10 protein-coding genes are annotated in these 13477 nt (G+C 67.1%); 5 read left to right on the top strand and 5 right to left on the bottom strand.

From position 1 onward, the window contains the following. Positions 1-91 precede the first annotated feature (91 nt). Positions 92-1504, top strand: a complete 1413-nt coding sequence (lpdA, locus tag ACFY1U_RS38650) for a dihydrolipoyl dehydrogenase (protein WP_390698726.1) — start codon at positions 92-94, stop codon at positions 1502-1504. A 50-nt stretch (positions 1505-1554) separates the two neighbouring features. Here lpdA and ACFY1U_RS38645 read toward each other — a convergent pair whose 3' ends face one another. The 4 genes from ACFY1U_RS38645 to ACFY1U_RS38630 all read right to left on the bottom strand — a co-directional run bounded on the left by ACFY1U_RS38645 (position 1555) and on the right by ACFY1U_RS38630 (position 4940). Then, positions 1555-1665, bottom strand: coding sequence for an AMP-binding protein (locus tag ACFY1U_RS38645; protein WP_324613857.1), 111 nt, complete (start codon positions 1663-1665; stop codon positions 1555-1557). A 228-nt stretch (positions 1666-1893) separates the two neighbouring features. Next, entirely contained in the window at positions 1894-2133 is a 240-nt protein-coding gene (locus ACFY1U_RS38640; RefSeq protein ID WP_199832775.1) for an AMP-binding protein, read from the bottom strand. Positions 2134-2172: 39 nt separating this feature from the next. Next, positions 2173-3660 carry an amidase gene (locus ACFY1U_RS38635; protein WP_390698725.1) on the bottom strand — a complete coding sequence of 496 codons (1488 nt, stop codon included), beginning with the start codon at positions 3658-3660 and terminating at the stop codon, positions 2173-2175. Between the two features lie 452 nt (positions 3661-4112). Continuing rightward, positions 4113-4940 (bottom strand): NAD(P)-dependent oxidoreductase, encoded by an 828-nt coding sequence (locus ACFY1U_RS38630; protein WP_067257806.1) that lies wholly within the window; start codon positions 4938-4940, stop codon positions 4113-4115. Between the two features lie 63 nt (positions 4941-5003). Between ACFY1U_RS38630 and ACFY1U_RS38625 the strand changes: the two genes are divergently transcribed. The 4 genes from ACFY1U_RS38625 (at position 5004) to ACFY1U_RS38610 (ending at position 12772) form a co-directional block, all read left to right on the top strand. Continuing rightward, on the top strand, positions 5004-6230 hold the full coding sequence (locus ACFY1U_RS38625; RefSeq protein WP_067257809.1) for an acyl-CoA dehydrogenase family protein: 1227 nt from the start codon (positions 5004-5006) through the stop codon (positions 6228-6230). A gap of 163 nt (positions 6231-6393) precedes the next feature. Next, positions 6394-6858: a MarR family winged helix-turn-helix transcriptional regulator gene (locus tag ACFY1U_RS38620; protein WP_390698724.1), complete on the top strand. Its 465-nt coding sequence runs from the start codon at positions 6394-6396 to the stop codon at positions 6856-6858. A gap of 892 nt (positions 6859-7750) precedes the next feature. Further along, positions 7751-8254 carry a TetR/AcrR family transcriptional regulator gene (locus tag ACFY1U_RS38615; protein ID WP_387861823.1) on the top strand — a complete coding sequence of 168 codons (504 nt, stop codon included), beginning with the start codon at positions 7751-7753 and terminating at the stop codon, positions 8252-8254. 384 nt (positions 8255-8638) lie between these two features. Next, complete coding sequence (locus ACFY1U_RS38610; protein ID WP_390698723.1) at positions 8639-12772, top strand: hypothetical protein; 4134 nt, start codon at positions 8639-8641, stop codon at positions 12770-12772. Between the two features lie 90 nt (positions 12773-12862). Here ACFY1U_RS38610 and ACFY1U_RS38605 read toward each other — a convergent pair whose 3' ends face one another. Further along, positions 12863-13396 carry a hypothetical protein gene (locus ACFY1U_RS38605; RefSeq protein ID WP_390698722.1) on the bottom strand — a complete coding sequence of 178 codons (534 nt, stop codon included), beginning with the start codon at positions 13394-13396 and terminating at the stop codon, positions 12863-12865. Positions 13397-13477 lie beyond the last annotated feature (81 nt).

Raw genomic sequence — 13477 nt, 5'->3', positions numbered from 1 at the left:
CACAGCGACTGAGCTGATGAACAGGTTGTGCGATCGGGAGCGAGTCGGCCACTGACATGGAGTCGACGGTCCCAGGGGAAAGGAACGGTCCATGGACGAGCAGGGTGAGCACTTCGACGTCGTCGTACTCGGCGCGGGCCCGGGCGGGTACGTGGCCGCCATCAGGGCCGCCCAACTGGGCAAGCGTGTAGCAGTCGTCGAGGAGAGGTACTGGGGCGGCGTCTGCCTGAACGTGGGCTGCATCCCCACCAAGGCCCTGCTGCGCAACGCCGAACTGGCGCACGTCTTCACGCGCGAGGCGAAGACCTTTGGCATCAAGGTCGACGGTGAGGTCTCCTTCGACTACGGGGAGGCATTCCGCCGTAGTCGGAAGGTCGCGGACGGCCGGGTCAAGGGCGTCCACTACCTGATGAAGAAGAACAAGATCACCGAAATCAGCGGACGCGGCTCGTTCCTCGACCCGCACACACTCCAGGTGGCCGACTACGACGGCAACACCCGCACCATCGGCTTCGAGAACTGCATCATCGCCGCCGGGGCGACCCCCAAGCTGCTGCCCGGCACCAAGCGCAGCGCGCGCGTGGTGACGTTCGAGGAGCAGATCCTCGCCGAGGACCTTCCGCAGTCGATCGTGATCGCCGGCGCCGGGGCCATCGGCGTCGAGTTCGCCTATGTGCTGCACAACTACGGCGTCAAGGTCACCGTCGTCGAGTTCCTGGACCGTATCGCCCCGCTGGAGGACGCCGAGGTCTCCACCGAACTGGCCAAGCAGTACCGGAAGTTGGGCATCGACGTGCTCACCTCGACCCGCGTCGAGTCGATCGACGAGTCCGGCCCGCAGGTCCGAGTCACCGTCACCGGCAAGGACGGCACCCAGCAGGTGCTGGAGGCCGACAAGGTCCTGCAGGCCATCGGCTTCGCCCCGAACGTCACCGGATACGGCCTGGAGAACACCGGCGTCCGCGTCACCGAGCGCGGCGCGATCGACGTGGACGGCCGCTGCCGCACCTCCGTACCGCACATCTACGCCATCGGCGACGTCACCGCGAAGCTGATGCTCGCGCACGCCGCCGAGGCGATGGGCGTGGTCGCCGCCGAGACGATCGCGGACGCGGAGACCATGGAGCTGGACTACGTGATGATCCCGCGATCCACCTTCTGCCAGCCGCAGATCGCCAGCTTCGGCTACACCGAGGCGCAGGCGAGGGAGAAGGGGTACGACGTCCAGGTCGCCAAGTTCCCGTTCACCGCGAACGCCAAGGCCCACGGCCTGGGCGACGCGGGCGGCTTCGTGAAGCTGATCAGCGACGGCAAGTACGGCGAACTCCTCGGCGGCCACCTCATCGGCCCCGACGTCACCGAACTCCTTCCCGAGCTGACCCTGGCCCAGCAGTGGGACCTCACCGTCCATGAGGTCGCCCGCAACGTCCACGCCCACCCCACCCTGGGCGAGGCGGTCAAGGAAGCCGTCCACGGCCTCGCGGGCCACATGATCAACATGTAACAGGGCGCTGCCCCCTCAAAACGAACAGGTCGATGCCGGCGAGCGCGTTGTCATACACGTTGCGGTGACGCAGCTCTGCGCTTGGGGTGGCCGGTGGTGCCGGACGTGTAGGGGACTACCGCTGTGTCGTCTTCGTCGCGTTCGACCGTCCGGAACGTCACGGGCTGCTCGGCTACGACCGAGGTGTAGGACTCCGGCGTCTCGTTCCCGGACTACGGCGCGCCGCCGCTCTCGATCAGGAAGAACTGGGTGCAGTCCGCCCTCTCGCGGAATCCCTTCCAGGCGGCCTTTCCGATCGGCAGCTCCGGGGTGCCCTCGAAGGCGAAGTACGCCCTTCGCGTCGGAGTCGGTGAGGTGGTAGGCGACCTCGCGGCCCTGCAACAGCACGTTCAGCGGCACGACCGCGGTGCCGGCCTTGAGGATGCCGAAGTAGATGCCGGAGAATCGGGGCAGGACAGCGCGACCTTGTCCCCGGGCTGGATCCCGCGCGAGACGAGCAGGTTCGCCCCCCGGTTGGCCGCGGCGTCGAGGGCCTCGTACGTGATGCGGTCGTCGCCGAAGACGATCGCGGTGCGTTCCGGGTAGCGGGACGCGGAATCCGTCAGCAGTCGTGACGCGTTGCGGCTCAAGCCGTGCATCGTCGTTCTTCGGGGTCATCGGGCGGGTGGTCAGGGTCCAGTGGTGGGGGTCTGGACGAAGGCCGGAGGCGGCACGAAGCCGTCTACTTCCCGGCCCAGCAGGGCGGCGAACTCGATGGTGGTGAGATCGCCCCCGCTCGGGCCCATGGCCTGCAGACCGATGGGCAGTCCGCTCCTGCCTCGGCGCACCGGGATGGTCGTCGCCGGCCCCCCGGAGACGTTGGCGACGGCGCTCCACTTGACCTGGTCCCAGTAAGGGCGTCGCACACCTTCGACTTCGAATGGCCGCCCGAACCAGTCGATCAGCTTGTTGTGGTGGGCGGGGGCGGCCGTCGGGGTGACCGGCATGAGCACGATGTCGAAGTCCTGGAAGAACTCGAACCATCGCTGCCGGATCTCATTGCGCACCATGTGGGCCTGCAGCCAGTGATAGTGGGACTGGAAGGTTCCGAGCAGGGCGGGACCGGCGTCACCCCGCGGGTGCTGGACGAACCGCGCCAGCACCGCGGCGCTGGAGGCAGGAGCGAGGCCGGTGCGGTCGCCCGCGCCGAAGAGCAGGGGCTGGAAAGCCTTCCCGTGATTCGTCGCGATGTCGACAGGGAGGCCGGCGGGCTGGACCGTGATCTTCGCGCCGGCCGCCCGCAGCACAGTGACTGCATCGTCCACGGCTGCCGCGACGTCGCTGTCGACGGGACACGCGGGATCCTCACTCCAGACGGCGACCCGGAAGTCGGCGAGCTTGGTCGCGCGCGGCGGTGCGAGTGTGTAGCTGAAACCGCCGTCGTAGTCGGCGGGCCCGACCGTTGCCCGCAAGATCGGGACGAGGTCACGGGCGTCGCGGACCTGCGCGCCGCCGCAGCCCATGTCGGCCTCGGTCCATCGTCCCGGGCCCGGGCCGTAGGGCACATGCCCGATGAGGGGTATGGACCGCCAGGTCGACTTGTGCCCGTACAGGCCGTTGAAGTGGGACGGGATCCTGGTCGATCCGCCGATTTCCGAGCCGAAGTCGAACGCCGTTAGGCCCGCGGCGGTGGCGACGGCGCCGCCCCCGGCGGATCCGCCCGAGGTACGGGTCGTGTCCCACGGGTTCGATGAAGGACCGAACACCGGGTTGTCGGCCTGGACGTCCTGGTTACCCGGAGGCATGTTGCTCTTCCCCATGATCACGGCACCGGCCGAACGCAGCCGCTTGACCGCCTCGGCGTCCTGGTCGGGCACGTAGTCCTTGAGGTCTGTTCGCCCGCAGACGGTGCGCATCCCGGCTGTCTCGAAGCTGTCCTTGACCGTGATCGGCACACCGTGCAGAGGACCGAGGTCTCGCCCGGCCGCCCGCGCGGCGTCCGCTTCCCCGGCCTCGCGACGGGCCCGCTCGGGGTCAAGGGTCACCACCGCGTTCAACGCGGTGTTATGGGTGGCGATCCGCTCAAGATAGAGCTCGACGAGTTCTCGGCTCGAGATCTCACCCGCGGCCAGCGCGCGTGACTGCTCCACTGCGGGCTGGAAGGGGACCTCACTCACGGCATGCCTCATCTCTGACTCTGACGGCGCCATCAAATGTGAGTCATAGCATTACATTCGACAGACCATAGGCTCGGGATGACGTGCAAGGCAATGGCCCTGCGGAATGAACGGAGGATCCTGTGGCGTCAGAGGATCCTGTGGCATCAAGGGGCCGACCTCGTCGCCAACGTCGTCGTAGAGGAGCTACGCATGCAGGCGGCACGGCACTCTGCGGCCCGGCGGCCCGGCTGCCCAGCTTCGAGGATCTCGTTCTCGGCTATCTGTCGCCCGAGCACCGGGACCAGTGCGGCGTCGGATGTCCCTCCGCGCCCTGATCGACTAGTTCGACCGCTGCGAAGGCCTGGGTCGCTGCAGCTGTCCCGCGCCGCCTTCGACTCGAAGCTCGCCGATGAGGTCCTCGAGAAGGGCATCGAGAACGCCCTCGCGTTCATCGACTGAGCAGTGTGGGATCAGGCCGGATCGACGAATATGTCGAGCGCGAGATCGCCTTCGAAGTCGGCAGGGCTGTAGACGGACAGGTCGGTGACGCCCTCGTCCGACAGGACCTCGTCGTCGATGAACAGGTTGGCGGTGCACTTCCGCGCGTCACGCGTGAGGATGGCGTACGCGGCGTCAGCCATGATCCGCGGACTACGGGCTTGTCCGGCGCCGCCGACCACGTTGCGCACGGCGGCCGTGTCGATCAGGGTCCTCGGCCACAACGAGTTGGCGGCGATGCCGTCGGCGGCGAGCTCCTCGGCGAGCCCGATGGTGCACAGACTCATGCCGTACTTCGACAGCGTGTAACCGAGGTGCTTCCCCACCCAGTGCGGCGCGAGGTTCAACGGCGGGGAGAGCGTGAGGATGTGCGGGTTGCCCGCCTTGCGCAGGTGCGGGATAGCGGCCTTGCTCAGCAGGAACGTGCCACGCGTGTTGATGTCCTGCATCAGGTCGTACCGCTTCATCTCCAGCTGCTCCGACGACGACAGGTCGATCGCGCTGGCGTTGTTCACCACGATGTCGATGCCACCGAAGGCGCTGACCGCCGCGTCGACAGCGGTGCGCACATCGTCCTCGTCGCGGACGTCACCGACGACGGCCAGCCCCTTGCCGCCCGCGCGCTCAATCTCGTCAACGGCGGTGTGGACCGTGCCTTCGAGCTTCGGATGCGGCACGGCGGTCTTGGCGAGCATCACCACGTTCGCACCGTCGCGGGCCGCGCGCAGAGCGATGGCGAGTCCGATGCCGCGGCTGCCTCCCGACATCAGGATGGTCTTGTCGGCCAGCGTCTGTGTCATGGTCGAACCTCCAAAATAGATTGCCGAGCTAATCGTACGCGATGCTAATGGTATCTTCCGCGTATGACTTCCACTCCCGCACGCCAGATCGACCGGCTCTACCACGAGCTCCTGGCCCCCAAAGAGACACAGTCCGTTCGCGCTGCCGTGCGCCGGATCGCAGAGCACGAAGTGGCTCCGCACGCCGTGGCGATCGCGGGCGGCGACGAGCGCACGGACGGCTTCCCCCGGCAGGTGTTTGACGGGCTTGCGTCGGCGGGGGTCTTCCGGATCCCCTTCCCCAGCGAGGTCGGCGGCGACGGTCTGACCCACCCGGCGAGCGCCACCGCCGCGGCCATCGAGGAACTGGCCTACTACTCCAGCAGCGTCGCGGCCGTCTTCGACGTGCACTGCATCCTGGCGGGCAACGCCCTGCGGCAGGGCACCGAGGAGCAGCAGCAGCGATGGCTGCGAAAGGTCGCGGAGGGCTCAGTGGTCGGCGCGTTCGCCACCACCGAGCCGGATGCCTCAAGTGACCTGTCCCCGCAGGCGGTTCAGACCGAGGCGATACGCACCGAGGCCGGCTGGGTGCTGAACGGCCACAAGCGGTGGATCTCCAACTCGCCCGTCGCCGGGTTCGTGGTGGTTCTCGCCCGCACCGGCACCCGGCTGAGCATGTTCATCGTCGACACGGCGCTTCCCGGAGTGGAGGTCGGCCTTCCCGACCGCAAGATGGGCAACCGCGGCCAGCTCACCGCGGACGTCCGCTTCACGGATGTGCACCTGACCGACGACGATCTCCTCGGTGGCGCCGAGGGACACGGACTGCGCCATGCACTGTCCACTCTGACCTACGGCCGGATCGGCATCGCGGCTGCCGGGGTCGGCATGGCGCAGGCCGCCTTCGACCACACCGTGGCCCACCTGTCGACGCGACACGCCTTCGGCAAGCCGGTGGCCGCCAACCAGCACTGGCAGTTCCTGCTCGCCGAACGGGCCACCGAGATCGAGAACGCCCGCACCCTCTACACCAAGGCCGCCCTGCGCCTGGACGCGGGCAACCCGTCCCCGGAGCCCGAGGCCGCGATGGCGAAGTACTACGCCACCAAGCTGTCGGTGGACATGGCGCGCGACGCCGTCCAGGCCTTCGGAGGCCTCGGCTTCGCGCGCGAACTGGGTGCCGACGGCAGCCCCGGCCCCGTCGAGGCGATCTACCGGGACAGCAAGATCGGCGAGATCTATGAGGGCACCAACGAGATCCAGAAGTGGGTCATAGCCCGGCAGATCTTCGGTCGGGCCATCGTCGGCTGAGCACCCAGGACGCACCGGCCGTAAGCCGGCGGAAGGTGGGGAATCCCGCCGGCCTGCAGCGGTCCTGGTGCCTCGGGCCTTCTCGTACGATGGACAGGACCATACGTACGACTAACCATGGGCGGGATAAACGATGTCCGAGGCTCCGCTGGTTCCGGGGACAGTGGCCGAACACACCATCTGCCTGCTGGTCAAACTCGGGCAGGTGGCGTTCAGGATCGCCGAGGACGGCATTGGCGGGACCGGCCTGCGGGTGCGGCATTACAGCGTCCTGCAGGCTTTGGCGGACAACGGTGCGATGCCGCAACTGGCACTTGGCTCGTTCCTGCGCATCGACCCCGCGACGATGGTGACGAGTCTCGACGACCTGGAGCGCGCCGGATACGCGGAGCGGACACGAGATCCGCAGGATCGTCGCCGCTACGCCGTGGACATCACCACCGAAGGGCGCAAGGTCCTGGCCCGCCTCAACCACACACTCGTAGATCTCGACGGCGAAATCCTCGCAGACCTGGGTGCCACGGAACGGCAGTCGCTTCACGTCCTGCTGGGCAGTCTCGCGGCAAGTCCCACTCTGACGTCCCTGTTCGACACCGTCCGGGAGCAGAACGGTGGGAAACGGGCTTAACGGCTCTAGGGGATCGCCCCGAGGTATAGCGCTATGCCCCGGTTATGGTGAAGTCGGCTTGCCGGGCCGTATGCCATCCGGCGGACTCGTTGTGGTGGGCAGGGGGCGCCCTGTTCGTAGGCCATGCGTCAATTGGGTCGAGCATGGGGCAACACCCGAGTCCCTGACCGTGATCGAGGTGCTCGTTCCCGGCAGGTTCGTCACCACGTTCGCCGAGCGGTTTGTGTGGTGTTGCTCGGAGGGTTGGGCGACCGGGCTCCACGAAAAGTGCGCCGGTCGGCAGACTGAGTCTGGAGGGGCACGCGCTCGTCCCCGTCGAGGGGGGCGTCGTCTACAACGGCGTGCACCTCTCGCTCGCGGAATCCGAGGGTGGTGGCCGCGACGCGCGAAGGGCACCCCGCCAAGTGAAGGCGCTCGGAGTGGAGTTCGTGGTGGCCGGCCACCAAGACCCGGCCCGCCCGGACGACGCGGCCCCACATCGGCCGCACGAGGCGCTACCTCGACGCTGCGGACCGGCAACTGAAGAACTCCACCACAACGATGGAGTTCCTTGAGGGGATGACGGGTTTCCACCCCGAGTACATCAACCCGGACGTGCTGTGGTCGGGAGCCCTCACGCTTTTGTCCGGCGACTAGGTTCAGCAGTGCTGATACCCCAGTCCCTCACCTACTCGGCCAACCGTTCCTGCCCAGGAGGTCGAAGGCGCGCGTTGTCCCTCTGCTTCGCCAACGATCGACACGATGGCGCTGTGACGGCTGGGTGGGATCTGCCACGGACCGCCACACGGCACCGTCGCGCACCAGGCACACGAAGCGGAACGGAGAATGGCGTCGACGGCAGGGGCCGTCGGCGGCAGGATCCGCGGCTCAGGCCACAGGCACGGCGGGCTGGATGACGAGGGAGGCGTCACCGCGCACTCTCTACACGCACTTCCCCAGTAAGGACGAGCTGGTCGGGGCATACCTGCGGTCCCTGGGCGACGACCTCCTCCCCGTCCCCCCGCCGTCCGCCCCACCGACCTCGAGCCCGCGTGAGCAATTGCTCGCCGTCTTCGACTGGAAGCCGCCGGAAACCACCGCTCCGTTCCGGGGGTGCCCGTTCCTGAACGTCAGCGTTGAAGTACCCGACCCTGGGCATTCCGCCCACCAACTGGCCGCGGCGTACAAGGGCGAGTTCGCCCGCCGCCTCTCGGACATCGCACGGCAGGCCGGGGCCGCGGATCCGGAAACCCTCGGTGAGCGACTGGCACTGTTCTTCGACGGCGCGGCCGCACGCGGCCCCGCCCTCAACAGCAGCCACACCGCCGCGTGCGCGCGATCCATCGCAGAGTCGTTGATCGACGCAGCCCTCGCCGAGGTCGGCAACCTCCCTGGAAATGCCGACGCAACCAGGTAGGGGTGTAGAGCTGGTCCCGTAGGTGACGCCGTTCCGGCAGTCAGCCGGTCACCGTCGCTGCCCTCAGCGAGTCATGGCCGCTCTGTTGCGGTGGACCGCACCTCGTGGCATTGGCGGGTGTCGACTGCGGGCTGCCTCCGGCTGCAGCGGTCGAGGTACGGAGGAAGTCGCCCGAGGGGGAGCTCTGTCAGTGGTGAGGCCTATCGTGTGAGCGCCGTGTAGAGCGGTGAGGAATGGTTGAAGACTGTTGGGATGTGGCGAAGCGTGGAGTGGCCGTGTTTGCCGTGGAGACGGCGAATTTTTCCGCTCGGGGAACCTCCGGAGTCGGACCGCTACGGCTGGCCGCTGTTGTCTCCGTTTACCGGGGTCGCTCCCGGGCGGTCTTTGGCTGACGAGCGGGCCCTTTCGCTGCTGGTCCTGCGTGGCGAATGGGGAATGGGCAAGTCTTTCGCGTTGGAACAGGAACATCGCGATCTTGAGACCGCAGGCCATGTGGTGCGACGGCTCAACCTCGGCAACTGCGGGACCGACGCGAGCCGCGCTGCGGCGAAACTCGGCGCGGTGTTCCAGCCGCCCGCGGAGGCGACCGAGTGGCATGTGCTTCTCGACGGCCTGGACGAGGGGCTGGACGATCTGCCGGATCTGGATCAGCTGATCGTCGAGCAGCTGGAGGATCTGGTGGACGAGGCCAGGAGGAGTTTGCGACTGCGCATCAGTTGCCGTTCGGCTCGGTGGCCGAGCGGGCTGGAGACGGGCCTTAGGCGGTTCTGGCCGGCGGACGCCGTGGAGATGGTCGGTCTGGCGCCGCTGTCGCGGGATGACGTGGTCCTCGCCGCCGACACCGTGGGCCTCGAAGACCCCACAGCCTTCTGCAGGGCGGTTCAGCAGCGAGGTCTGGTGGCGCTGGCCACCCACCCGATGACCTTGCGGCAGATGCTGACGAGTTACACGGCGCGTGGAAGCCTGCCCGACTCGACCGCGGAGGCGTACCACGAGGCGTGCCTGCACCTGTGCAAGGAGATCCGTCGTCCCAAGCGCACGGAACTGCGGCGCACGCAGGCGACGGCCGAGACCCTCTTCGCAGCGGCGGCACGGGTTGCCGCAGCTCTGCAGTTCGGCCCGTACACGGTGCTCGTGGATGGAGGGTCTCCGTCGACGGAATCGGCCGTTGCCGACCTTGAGCTGTCCCGCTTGGCGTCGGGCAACGAGCCGGGACCTCTTGGGAGCCCGGTGCCCTGCACGATGAATGAGTTGAGTCAGCTCACCGAGTCGAGTCTGTTGGTTCCACTCGGCGACTATCGCTGGGCGTTCGTGCACAAGAGCTACCGGGAATTCCTTGCCGCCGAGTTCCTGCGCGCCCGCGAGATTCAGCCCGCAGTGGAACGAGAACTGTTGTGGATCGGCGACGGGCCGTCCCGGCACGTCCTGCCCGCCCATCAGGAGGTAGCTGCCTGGCGCAGCAACACGAGCACGACGGTGTTCGAGGACCTGCTCCGCGATGACCCGCTGGTTCTACTCCTCGCCGACCTCCCTCGGCGCAAGGAGCGCGACCGGGGCCGCGTCGTCGAGGCGCTTCTCGCCCTGCTCAAGAGCGATGACACCATAAGACTCGACAACACGACACTTCATCGCTTGGACCACCCCGAAATCGCGAACCAGCTGCGCCCGCACCTGAACGCCACCACAGAGGTGAATCTCCTCTTCGGCGCAGTTGGCATGGCCCGGGCTTGTCGGCGGCCCGAGCTGACGCCCGATCTGCTGGCGCTCGCCGAAGACCAGGACGCCTACACGGACGTCAGAGTCTCGGCCTTGCTCGGCATCACCGAGCCGCAAACCGAAGCTGTCGAGCGCATGCGGGAGCTGATGAACGACGACTCCCCGGAGGTCGTGGCGGCGGCGCTGCGACAATTGTGGCCGCACCACATCACGTTGACGGAGTTTCTCGGGCACGCGCGCGACCCGGAGCCGGACTTGATCGGCCGTGCCTACATGCTGCGCCAGGAGATCCCCGAGCTCATCCACGCGACGGACGTGGAAGAAGCCGTTAACTGGGCCCGCAACACCTGCTGCGACACGACAGAGGGCGGAAGCACGACACTGGCTATCGCAGTTCTTGCCCGCGCCGTCAGCCTCGCCGGCCAGTCATCAACCCCTGACGCCTTGCTGTCCGAGGCCGCGGAAGCTCTGGTGGGTCTCGCCGACCGTCATGAACTCCTTCTGCGTCAGCACGTACATACCCCGTTGCAGGATCTGGCAGCTGCGCTCGGCAAGGACGTCGAGGTCCGCCGCACCCTTGCTTCCGCACTGATGACTCGGGTTACCGACGAGCAACTTTTCGCGCTGCACATGGGACGACTCACCAGGGCCTTGCTTCCCCGGGAAGACGCCCTGTACTGGATGGAGCATTGGGACCTGCTGTCCGGGATCGACGAGAGGCTCGCACGCCTGGCCGTTGCCTTCCCGCCACCTGAAGACCAAGCCGACCTGGACCGGGCCCGAGCAGCCCGCGCTTCCCACCCGAGTCTGCACGTGGCCACGGCCTTTTGGGACAATCCGCCAGAAGAGGCCTCGTGGGAGCGAGAGCAACGCGAGCTGGAAGAGGCCGAGCGTCGGCGGAACACCTATGACGAAGCCGCCCTGGGTAAGGCACTCGCTGGTGTCCTTGCCGCAGGGCCCGACGAGGTAAGGAGTGCCTGGGGGCGGGTTGTCGCCGAACTTCACCGCACAGCAGACGGCTCGTCTCCCAAGTGGGACAACTCGTGGCTCATGGCGGTGACCAAGGCACCCTCTCGGCCGTCGGCGGGCACGGAGCTGGACAGCCTTCTCCTGCAGGCCGCCCACTATGTGCTGTGTGTTGTTCAGCCGTTGAGTGCCGAGAGACTGATTCCCCATGGAGCCCTCGGCTTTGCGAACGCCCCCGAACTCGCGGCACTGGGTCTCCTTGACTCCCTCCCCGCCATCCCGGCCGAACCCGGCCGGTGGGCCGGATGGGCCGTCGCCCTCTCCAGCCTTCACGCCGATGGTGACGCCCAGGAGATGCAACAGCGGCTGCTTCTCGTGTGCACGAGCAGGGCCGAGGGCGAGCTTGCCCGGCTGATGACGGAGGTCCTTGACGGCGTCCGCGACGATGTTGTCCGGACCATCGCCCGTGCGTCTGCGGAGCTACCGCAGGACGAGATTCGCCACGCCCTGCTGACGTGGGCCGCTCACGAAGACCGCCGACCGGAGCAATGGCAGGGCGTTCTGAGCGAACTCGCGGTCCGAGGGGACACGAACGCATCGGTCCAGCTGGCTGCTGTACTGACCGACGATCCATCGGACCACGCACCACAGTCACCAGAACACGTGCGCTGGATGCTGGCAGCAGTTGCCCTTCTGCATCTCACAGTCCTTCCGGCCTTCTGGCCACTCATCAGGCGCCGACTCGACACCCCGGCCACCCTTGAGGCGTACCTGCAAGCGCTGACGCGCCTGCCCGCTCCGCCGGGAAGCTGGCCCACAGCCGCTGGCCTGCTGCTGGATGGCAGCCTCGCGGACTTGTATCGGCTGCTCGTGAACCACATAGGCATCGACGACGTGGCCAATGCTCCCCTGCACTCCGGTTTCGTCGGCGACGACGACCGACTGCTCGAGATGGCTCGCTCCTTGCCCAAAATCCTCGCCCACAAGGGCACCCTGGAGGCTGCCGCCGAACTGCGGTCTCTTGCTGACGAATACCCGGCCATCTGGCGGCTGCGTGTCGAGGCCCGCACTACCACGCTTGCTGCGGCCGCCCGATACGCCGTGCCGGTCGAACCCGAGCACTTGATCCGACTCGCCGACACCGCGCGACTCCGCTGGATCGCGGACGAGAGACACCTCCAGGACATCGTCCTGGAGTCACTCGAACGCTTCGCCCAGGCACTGCACCGCCCCAACGGGCTCATCACGGCGCTGTGGAACCGAGACCAAGCCGGAGTAAACCACTCTGAATGGTGGCCGTGTTGGGAAGAGGACTTCAGCGATGTCGTCACTACCTTCCTCCTGCACGACATCGGTGGCCACCGAGTCGTCGTCAACCGAGAGGTCCAGGTCCGCAGACCGGGCTTCCCGGGCCTGCGCACCGACATTCAAATCGAAGTGCCCACCCAAGAAGGGGCCGGGAACGACCCCATCAAGGTAGTCATCGAATGCAAGGGCTGCTGGAACGCAGCACTCGAAACGGCCTTGGATCAGCAACTCGTAGCCGAGTACCTCCAAACCCCCAGGACTGCTGGGATTTTCCTCACGGCCTACTTCCACTGCGATCGCTGGGGTCACTCAAAGCAGCGGAAGTGTCCGGCCCGCGCCCACAGTTTCGCCGAAGTGAGGTTGCACCAGGAGAGGGAGGCGGAGACGCAGCGACAGATGAAGGGCGTGTCGGTTGCCGCGGTGACCCTTGACTGCGGCCTCCCCGCCAGGGGCGACGAATGGCGTACGGCAGCATTGGCCCCTGCTCGGTCTGTTGAGGAGCTTCAAGAAGGTGAGCAGCACCTCTGAGTAGCCTGCAGCGGCTGGCGACGCGCCCCGTGCCGACTGCGCCAGCGGTCGGCTGTGCGTAGGGCTGGTGACTGTCCTTTGACATCGAAGTTAGTCGCGTGCAGTGCGCTGACCTGGGGCGACTAGATTGGATGTCAAGGGGGAAGCTGACCGCTTCTTGCGTTGTCTGCCGGATCGCGTGTAGTCGATGTAGTGGCGGATGCTGTGGTATTTGACCAGGTAGTCGTGGTCGTCCATGAGCTCGATCCAGATCTGCCTCTTGTTCAGCCCTCTGCTGATCATGTTCTCGACCAGGTCGGCGAGTTCGCCCGTGATCGGGTCGGCCAGCTGTCCCGTCTCTGTGGTGGTCAGGCGTGGGGTCTCCAGGGCGAAGCGGATATCCCAGCAGCGGAGGTTGTAGCGCTTGGCGAGCGTGTGGACCCGTGTGCCTTTCAGGGCCTCTTGGGCGATGCGGTGCGCCAGGTCCTGGCGCCGGGCGAAGGGATTCTTCCTGGGCAGGCGGCGGCGTGGTCTGTTGGCGCCACCCAGGGCGCTGGCGTCGGCCAGGGCGCGCTCGAGTGCCTCGGGCGAGTGGCCGGCGACCGTGGCGAGGTGTTCGAGGAGTGGCCTGGTGTCGGCGTACACCTGAACGTCCCCACCCGCGTACGGATGAACGCGGCCAGTTCCTGATGCGGTGAGGCGGGCTGATCGGCACGCTGCTGCGTA

The organism is Streptomyces sp. NPDC001351, assembly GCF_042896045.1.
Classification (GTDB): Bacteria; Actinomycetota; Actinomycetes; order Streptomycetales; family Streptomycetaceae; genus Streptomyces.
The sequence above is the reverse complement of the archived record's forward strand: the minus strand, read 5'-3'. Positions and strand labels throughout refer to the sequence as shown.